The 7,179-nt window shown below is 64.9% G+C and carries 8 protein-coding genes; 6 read left to right on the forward strand and 2 right to left on the reverse strand.

Going from position 1 to position 7,179, the window contains the following annotated elements; translation table 11 throughout:
• Positions 1-142 precede the first annotated feature (142 nt).
• Entirely contained in the window at positions 143-619 is a 477-nt protein-coding gene (locus RMN84_RS04305) for a ClpXP protease specificity-enhancing factor SspB (protein WP_309610968.1), read from the reverse strand.
• A gap of 50 nt (positions 620-669) precedes the next feature.
• On the opposite strand from RMN84_RS04305, the gene RMN84_RS04310 reads away from it, so the two are divergent.
• The 6 genes from RMN84_RS04310 (at position 670) to RMN84_RS04335 (ending at position 5,957) form a co-directional block, all read left to right on the forward strand.
• On the forward strand, positions 670-1,047 hold the full coding sequence (locus RMN84_RS04310; RefSeq protein WP_309610969.1) for an HIT domain-containing protein: 378 nt from the start codon (positions 670-672) through the stop codon (positions 1,045-1,047).
• Positions 1,048-1,153: 106 nt separating this feature from the next.
• Complete coding sequence (locus tag RMN84_RS04315) at positions 1,154-2,725, forward strand: amino acid permease (RefSeq protein ID WP_309610970.1); 1,572 nt, start codon at positions 1,154-1,156, stop codon at positions 2,723-2,725.
• 62 nt (positions 2,726-2,787) lie between these two features.
• Positions 2,788-4,020: a histidine kinase gene (locus tag RMN84_RS04320; protein ID WP_309610971.1), complete on the forward strand. Its 1,233-nt coding sequence runs from the start codon at positions 2,788-2,790 to the stop codon at positions 4,018-4,020.
• A complete protein-coding gene (locus RMN84_RS04325) occupies positions 4,017-4,823 on the forward strand; it encodes a LytTR family DNA-binding domain-containing protein (protein WP_309610972.1) in 807 nt (268 codons plus the stop codon). The genes RMN84_RS04320 and RMN84_RS04325 overlap by 4 nt, the downstream gene beginning before the upstream one ends.
• Before the next feature lie 10 nt (positions 4,824-4,833).
• The gene (locus RMN84_RS04330; RefSeq protein ID WP_309610973.1) at positions 4,834-5,208 is read left to right on the forward strand and encodes a VOC family protein; all 375 of its coding nucleotides are present in this window, start codon (positions 4,834-4,836) and stop codon (positions 5,206-5,208) included.
• Entirely contained in the window at positions 5,205-5,957 is a 753-nt protein-coding gene (locus RMN84_RS04335; protein ID WP_309610974.1) for an isocitrate lyase/phosphoenolpyruvate mutase family protein, read from the forward strand. The genes RMN84_RS04330 and RMN84_RS04335 overlap by 4 nt, the downstream gene beginning before the upstream one ends.
• Here RMN84_RS04335 and RMN84_RS04340 read toward each other — a convergent pair.
• The coding region (locus RMN84_RS04340; protein ID WP_309610975.1) for an ABC transporter permease at positions 5,954-7,179 on the reverse strand (1,226 nt) is incomplete at its 5' end. The two genes, RMN84_RS04335 and RMN84_RS04340, sit on opposite strands and share 4 nt — an antisense overlap.

Here is a 7,179-nt window from a genome sequence, read left to right on the forward strand (position 1 = left end):
CGGGCGCAAAGGACCAGCGGCCAGCACTATGCCCTCAACGTCGCGATGGTTTCTACCCTGCCAACGCCCCCGATTCGCCTCGAATGATTCAGAAGTGGGAGCTGCAAAAAAGATTTTGCCACGCATCGCAGTGCGGGCCGCGCTATTTCTTCCGCGTGAAGTCAACCGCCACCACGTTGGAACCGTCGTCCACGGCGAGCGGCTCGTCGTTCTGGGGCGGGTCATGCTCATCGTCTTCGGGCGGGGCGCCGCTGGCCTGGAACTTGAGGCTGAAGTCGACCGCCGGATCGACGAAATCGGTCACCGCCGAAAACGGCACGACCAGCGTCGAAGGCACGCCGCCGAACGACAGCCCTACGGTGAAATGATCTTTCGCAACCCTCAGGTCCCAGAAGCGGTGCTGGATGACAATCGTCATCTCGTCCGGGAAACGCTCCATCAGATGCTTGGGGATGCTGACCCCGGGCAAGCGCGTCTTGAAGGTGATGTAGAAATGGTGGCCGCCAGGCAGCACGCCGGTCGCCTCGACCTCGCTCAGCACCCGTCCGACGACGTCGCGCAGCGCCTCTTGCACGATCTCGTCGTAGGGAATGAGACTCTCGGGCGTGTCGTCGACCATGGGTTCGTGGTAGCGCGCAGGTCGAAGCGGTCAAGCGAAGAGAGAGCCAAATGCCGATCGATTCCAGCCTGCCCTATGACGCCGCCAATATCTTCGCCCGAATCCTGCGCGGCGAGCTGCCGTGCAAGACGGTGCTGGAGACAGAGCACAGCCTGGCGTTCCACGACATTAATCCTCTCGCACCGATCCATGTTCTGGTCATCCCTCGTGGGGCCTATGTCTCATGGGATGATTTCTCCGCCAAAGCGTCTGATCCCGAAATCGCCGACTTCGTCCGCGCGGTCGGCGAGGTGGCGCGGATGACCCGGGCCTCCGCGCAGGGCTATCGCCTGCTCGCCAACACCGGCAAGCGCGGCGGGCAGGAAGTGGCGCACCTCCACGTCCATGTCTTCGGCGGTGCGCCGTTGGGGCCAATGCTGGCCAAGTGACTGATGTCGCCAAGTGATTGGCGACGCTTGCGCCGTTCGAGATAGCCGCTAGGCTCCGTGCCAGATGATAGAGCCGCCCACGAGGCGCGATCCGAAGGGGAAGTGCATGTTGTTCGACCGCGTCAAATCTCTCGACGCCATCCTGGCGACCGCGGCGAAGAAGGGCCTGCACCGCTCGCTCGGAGCCTTCCAGCTGACCATGCTGGGGGTCGGGGCCGTGATTGGCACCGGAATTTTCGTGCTGACAGCGGAAGCCGCGCAGAAGGCCGGGCCCGCAATGATGATCAGCTTCGTGATTGCCGGCTTTGTCTGCGCCGTGGCCGCTCTTTGCTATTCCGAGCTGGCGTCGATGGTTCCGGTCGCAGGCTCGGCCTACACCTACACCTACGCAGTCGTCGGCGAGTTGCTGGCCTGGATGGTCGGCTGGGCCCTGATCCTAGAATATGCAGTCGGTGCGAGCGCGGTCGCGGTCGGCTGGTCCGGTTATTTCGTCGGGTTGCTGAAAGGAAGCCTTGGCATCGTCATTCCGCGCGCGTTGACGGTCGGTCCGCTTGAAGGCGGCCTGATCAACGTGCCCGCGATCGTCATCTCTGTCCTTGTCACCTGGCTTCTGATCATCGGGACGACCGAGAGCGCGCGGGTCAACGCGGTGCTCGTATCGGTCAAGGTCGCGGCCCTGACCCTGTTCCTGATCCTGACCCTCCCCGTCATGAACATGACCGAGTTTCATCCCTTCATTCCAAATGGATGGGGAACGATCGGGGTGGTCGGTGCCGCTTCTTCCATCTTCTTCGCCTACGTTGGTTTCGACGCGGTTTCGACCGCGGCCGAGGAGACGAAAAATCCGCAACGCAACGTACCGATTGGCCTCATCGGGAGTTTGGCGATCTGCACCGTTTTTTACCTCCTGGTATCGGCGGGCGCGATCGGGGCCATCGGGGCGCAGCCCGTCACCGATGCCGCGGGCATGACGCTTTCGCCGGGCTCCCCCGAACTTGCGGCGCGCTGCGCCGCATTGGTCGCGAGCGGCGTCAACGAACCGCTGGTTTGCAGCCACGAAGCGCTCGCCCACGTCCTGCGGTCGGTCGGTTGGGTCAAGATCGGCAATCTGATGGGTCTCGCCGCGTTCATTGCGTTACCCTCCGTCGTTCTCATGATGATGTTCGGACAGACGCGCGTGTTCTTCGTCATGGCACGCGACGGACTGCTTCCCGAGAAGCTCGCCAGCGTGCACCCGAAGTACAAGACGCCGCATGTGGTGACTGCCTTCACAGGCATCGTCGTGACGCTCGCAGCCGCGTTCCTGCCGGTCGGCAAGCTGGCCGACTATTCGAATGCCGGTACCTTGTTCGCCTTCGCGATGGTCGCCGTCTCGGTCATGGTTCTTCGCCGCAAGGACCCGGGTCGGAACCGTCCTTTCCGGACCCCGGCGGTCTGGGTCGTCGCGCCCCTGGCGATTATCGGCTGCGTCGTCCTCTACGCATACCTCGGCCTCATCGCCAAACTCGTGCTGATCGGCTGGGGCGCGATCGGGCTTGTCATATATTTCAGCTATTCGCGCAGCCGGAGCCACGTCGGGCTGGGAAGAGACGAGATCCACGAGCTTGACGCCGACGCGCCACCACTTCCGGTCCCGCCAATGCCGGGCGCGCACACGCCGGGGGGCAAGGACGCCTGACGCCCTTGGGTCCGCCGCGCCCTTCGCCTATATGCGGATGATGCGGTTGACGGGCGTTCTTAATGGCGACTGATGCGGTTCGTGCCAACGACGGCGCGCGTTCCAGCGACGGGGCGCGGCTGATCGAGGCGGCGGTGCCGCTGACCGACAGCCTCACCCCGCCGCCGCGCCAGTCCGCACGCCGGTCGAAGGGTCCAGCCGGGCCGATCCTCGAGGGGGTCAAGCTCGACCAGCCCTTCTTCAATGACAAGAACCGTGCCTTCTGGGTGCTGCAGTCGGCCGGCTGGACGGGCTATTTCATCCTCCGCTCGCTGAGCGGCATCGCCAATTCGATGGGCCTGATGTTCCTGGTCCACACGCTGTTGCTGACCGCGACCGGCTATTCGCTGACGCTGCTGATGGGGTCGCTCTATCGCCGCCTGATCACCATGCGCTCGATTTATACCGCCACGCTCAGCCTGGCGACGGTGATCCTCGCCTCGGGCGCCTTCTCGTTCATCGAGACGTGGAGCAACGCGACCTTCGTGCGGCCCGACGCGCGCCCGGCGGGCATCGAGTATCTCGGTGCGATCCTGCTCGACTTCGCGCTGTTGGCGGCTTGGTCCGCCCTCTACTACGGCATAAATTACTATCTCCTGCTGGAGGAGGAGATCGAGCAACGCGAGGCGATGGCGAGCCAGGCGAGCTCGGCCCAGCTGGCGATGCTGCGCTATCAGCTCAACCCGCATTTCTTGTTCAATACGCTCAACTCCATCTCGACGCTGGTGCTGCTGCGGCAGACCGAGCGGGCCAATGCGATGCTGGCGCGGCTGTCGTCGTTCCTGCGCTACACATTGGTCAACGAGCCGACGGCGATGGTCACGCTGGCGCAGGAAGTGGAGACGCTGAAACTCTATCTCGAAATCGAGAAGATGCGGTTCGAGGACCGGCTGCGCCCGCATTTCCGCATCGACGCCGAGACCATCGGCGCGCGCCTGCCGTCGCTGCTGCTTCAGCCGTTGATGGAGAATGCGATCAAATATGCCGTCACCCCGAGCGAGGACGGCGCCGATATCTGGCTGACGGCGAGCCACGAAGGGAGTAGTGTGCGGATCGAGGTCGCTGACAGCGGCGTCGGCGCCAATGCCGTGCACAGCGCGATGGAGTCGACCGGCGTCGGACTGGCGAACATTCGCGACCGACTGGCGCAGGCCTATGGCGCGGGAGTGGGTTTCACGTCACGAGCGAACGACAAGGGGGGGTTCAGCGTTATCATCGAAATTCCGTACGATACGGACATGAGGGACAGGCCATGAGCATCCGCACCATCCTGGTCGACGACGAGCCGCTGGCGACGCAGGGGCTCAGTCTGAGGCTCGAGGCGCATGACGATGTCGAGATCGTCGCCACCGCCGCCAATGGGCGCGAGGCGATCCGCGCGATCAAGACCCACAAGCCCGACCTGGTCTTCCTCGACATCCAGATGCCGGGATTCGACGGCTTTTCGGTCATTCAGGGGCTGATGGAAGTCGAGCCACCGCTGTTCGTGTTCGTCACCGCCTATGGCGACCATGCCCTGCGCGCGTTCGAGGCGCATGCGGTCGATTATCTGATGAAGCCGGTCGAAGAAGATCGACTGGCCGGAACGATGGACCGGGTCCGCCAGCGGCTGGCCGAGAAGCGCGGCGCCGGGGAGGCCGAGCGGCTGAAGGAAGCGCTGGTCGAGCACGCCCCCGAGGCGGCCGAGAATTTCGCCGAGGACGGGCTCAATGCCGAGCCTGCCGCCAACCGCTTCGAACGGATGATTAACATCCGCGACCAGGGCCAGATCTTCCGCGTCGACGTCGACACGATCGAGCGGATCGATGCCGCCGGCGATTATATGTGCATCCAGACCGGCGACAATACGCTGATCCTGCGCGAGACGATGAAGGACCTGGAGAAAAGGCTCGATCCGCGCCGCTTCCAGCGGGTTCATCGTTCGACCATCGTCAACCTCGATCTGGTCAAGCAGGTCAAGCCGCACACGAATGGTGAGTGCTTCCTGGTGCTCGACAGCGGCGCGCAGGTGAAGGTCAGCCGCAGCTATCGCGACGTCGTGGCGCGGTTCGTCCACTAGGGGGATGGCGATGGCCAGGGTCACCGGACTGGGCGGCGTCTTTTACAAGGTGGCGGACGTGGCCGCGACGCAGGCGTGGTATCGTGACAATCTTGGCGTCGGCGGCGAATTGGGGGCGATGTTCCCGTTCAAGGCGGAAAACCCCGAGGGCTACTCCATTCTGTCGCCATTCAAGGCGGACAGCGATTACTTCGGCCCAAGCACCCATCAGTTCATGATCAACCTCAGGGTCGATGATCTCGACGCGATGATTGCCGACCTCAAGGGGAAAGGCATCGCCATTCTCGGTCGGCAGGACGAGGAATATGGCCGCTTCACCTGGATCCTCGATTGCGACGGGATCAAGGTCGAACTTTTCCAGCAACTGACGAGTGCCGCAGAATGACCAATAAATTCGCCGCCTTTGCCGCGTTGCACGTTCCGGGCGATCCGGTCGTCCTGTACAACATCTGGGACGTCGGCAGCGCCAAAGCGGTCGTTGCGGCGGGGGCAAAGGCGCTGGCGACCGGCAGCCATCCCGTCGCCGACGCCAGTGGCTGGCCCGACGGCGAACAGGTGCCGATTGCGTTCGCGCTCGCCAACGCCACGCGCATCGCGGCGGCGGTCGCGGTGCCGCTGTCGGTGGATTTTGAGGGGGCTTACTCGACCGACCCGGTCGCCGCTGGCGTCAATGTCGCGCTGCTCGCGGCGACCGGCGCGGTTGGGTGCAATTTCGAGGATCAGGTGATCGGCGGAGAAGGGCTGCATCCGCTCAAGCTGCAAGTCCGGCGCATCGCGGAAATCCGCAAGGCGGTGGGGACCGATTTCTTCATCAACGCCCGCACCGACCTGTTCCTGAAGCACAAGCCCGAAACGCACGACGCGGCGATGCTCGACGAAGCGATCGAGCGGGCGCTGGGTTTCGCCGACGCCGGCGCGAACGGTTTTTTCGCGCCGCGGCTGGGCGACCTCAAGCTGGTCGAGAAATTATGCAAGGCATCGCCGCTGCCGGTCAACGCGATCGCCTTCCCCGGCGGGCCGACCCGGGCGCAATGGGCCAGCGCCGGCATCGCCCGGATCAGCCACGGCCCATTCCCCCACCGCGCGCTGATGACACAGCTCGAGGAGAATGCGCGCGTCGCGATTTCGGGCTAGGGCTTATTCGGTAGAATAATCTCTGAAGAGGCGCGGCGGCCGCGCCACCAACGGCGATTTTGGGGGCCCGATTTCAGCACGTTACGGCGGAACAGCTTCGCCCCGCCGCGCAGGATGAGCGTGACCCACAGCGCCTGCCACAGCAAGGCGCCGAGGTGCGGCCACAGCATCGGCTGCTCCGCCGCCCGCGCGATCATCGCGAAGGGGGAAGACAACGGGAAGATCGCCGCCGCCAGCCCCTTCGGCTCATCGAGATGGCCGACCGCCGCCGCACCGAAGAAATAGACCATCGACTGACCGAGCACGACCGGCATGTTGAGCGTCTGGATCTCGCGCACGCTCGCCGCCTGGCTGCCGATCGCGAGGAAAACCGCACCGATCAGCAGGTAGGCGGTAGCGAAATAGAGCACCGAGAGGAGGATGAACGCCGGCCAGCCGACCGCCGGGGTCGGCAGCCCGCCGAGGCCGCCGCGGGTCCAGGTGGCGATCGCCAGGCTACCGACCAGTGTCCAAACGATGATCCCGACGACGCTGATCGCCAGCATCGCGAACAATTTGCCGACGAAGATCGCGTCGACCGGCACGGCGGCGGCGAGGATTTCGATCGCCTTGTTCGATTTCTCCTCGATCAGCTGCGACAGCACCGCGCCGGCGAGAAGGATGGTGAGCAGGAAGACGATCGTCTGTCCGGCGCGGGCCGTGAACCCGCGGGCGGTGGCGAGCGTGCCGCCCGACCTCTTTTCGGTGACGACAGTCAGTTCAGGGGCGGCCGCCGACGGCTTCACGGCGAACCGGGCATCGTCGAGCAGATGGCGCAGCTGCGCCGCGGTCCGCCCGTCGCCGCTAACCGTGCCGGTGAGGGTCGGCTTGTCGAGCGTGCCGCCGAGTACGGCGATGACTGGCGGCGACTTCTGGGCGAGGAGGCGCCGGGTCTGGGTCGGCAGATCGGGTTCGGGGGAGACCCGCACCAGCTCGACCGGCGGGGCGTCGCTGCCAGCCTCGGCGAAGCGCTCGCGGGCGAGGCGGAGCGGTTCGAACGCGGCGGACGTCGCGATTACCGCGACCGTTGGGCGCGCGGTGTCCTCAGCCAGCTTCGCCCCCATCCCGCCGTAGCCGAAACCGAGCAGCACCGGGAACAAGGGCCCGAGCAGGAACAGCAGGAAAGTGCGGCGGAAGACCGTCGCGACGAAATCGCGGCGGGCGATCACGTAAGCGGCGCGGA

This window comes from Sphingomonas sp. (assembly GCF_031380695.1).
In the GTDB taxonomy this organism is placed as follows: domain Bacteria; phylum Pseudomonadota; class Alphaproteobacteria; order Sphingomonadales; family Sphingomonadaceae; genus Sphingomicrobium.

What these genes read in the sequence shown, in the direction of transcription:
- RMN84_RS04305 (WP_309610968.1), bottom strand. Translation starts at nt 619, where the DNA reads ATGGTCGACGACACGCCCGAGAGTCTCATTCCCTACGACGAGATCGTG.
- RMN84_RS04315 (WP_309610970.1), top strand. Translation starts at nt 1,154, where the DNA reads ATGTTGTTCGACCGCGTCAAATCTCTCGACGCCATCCTGGCGACCGCG.
- RMN84_RS04310 (WP_309610969.1), top strand. Translation starts at nt 670, where the DNA reads ATGCCGATCGATTCCAGCCTGCCCTATGACGCCGCCAATATCTTCGCC.
- RMN84_RS04335 (WP_309610974.1), top strand. Translation starts at nt 5,205, where the DNA reads ATGACCAATAAATTCGCCGCCTTTGCCGCGTTGCACGTTCCGGGCGAT.
- RMN84_RS04330 (WP_309610973.1), top strand. Translation starts at nt 4,834, where the DNA reads ATGGCCAGGGTCACCGGACTGGGCGGCGTCTTTTACAAGGTGGCGGAC.
- RMN84_RS04325 (WP_309610972.1), top strand. Translation starts at nt 4,017, where the DNA reads ATGAGCATCCGCACCATCCTGGTCGACGACGAGCCGCTGGCGACGCAG.
- RMN84_RS04320 (WP_309610971.1), top strand. Translation starts at nt 2,788, where the DNA reads ATGGCGACTGATGCGGTTCGTGCCAACGACGGCGCGCGTTCCAGCGAC.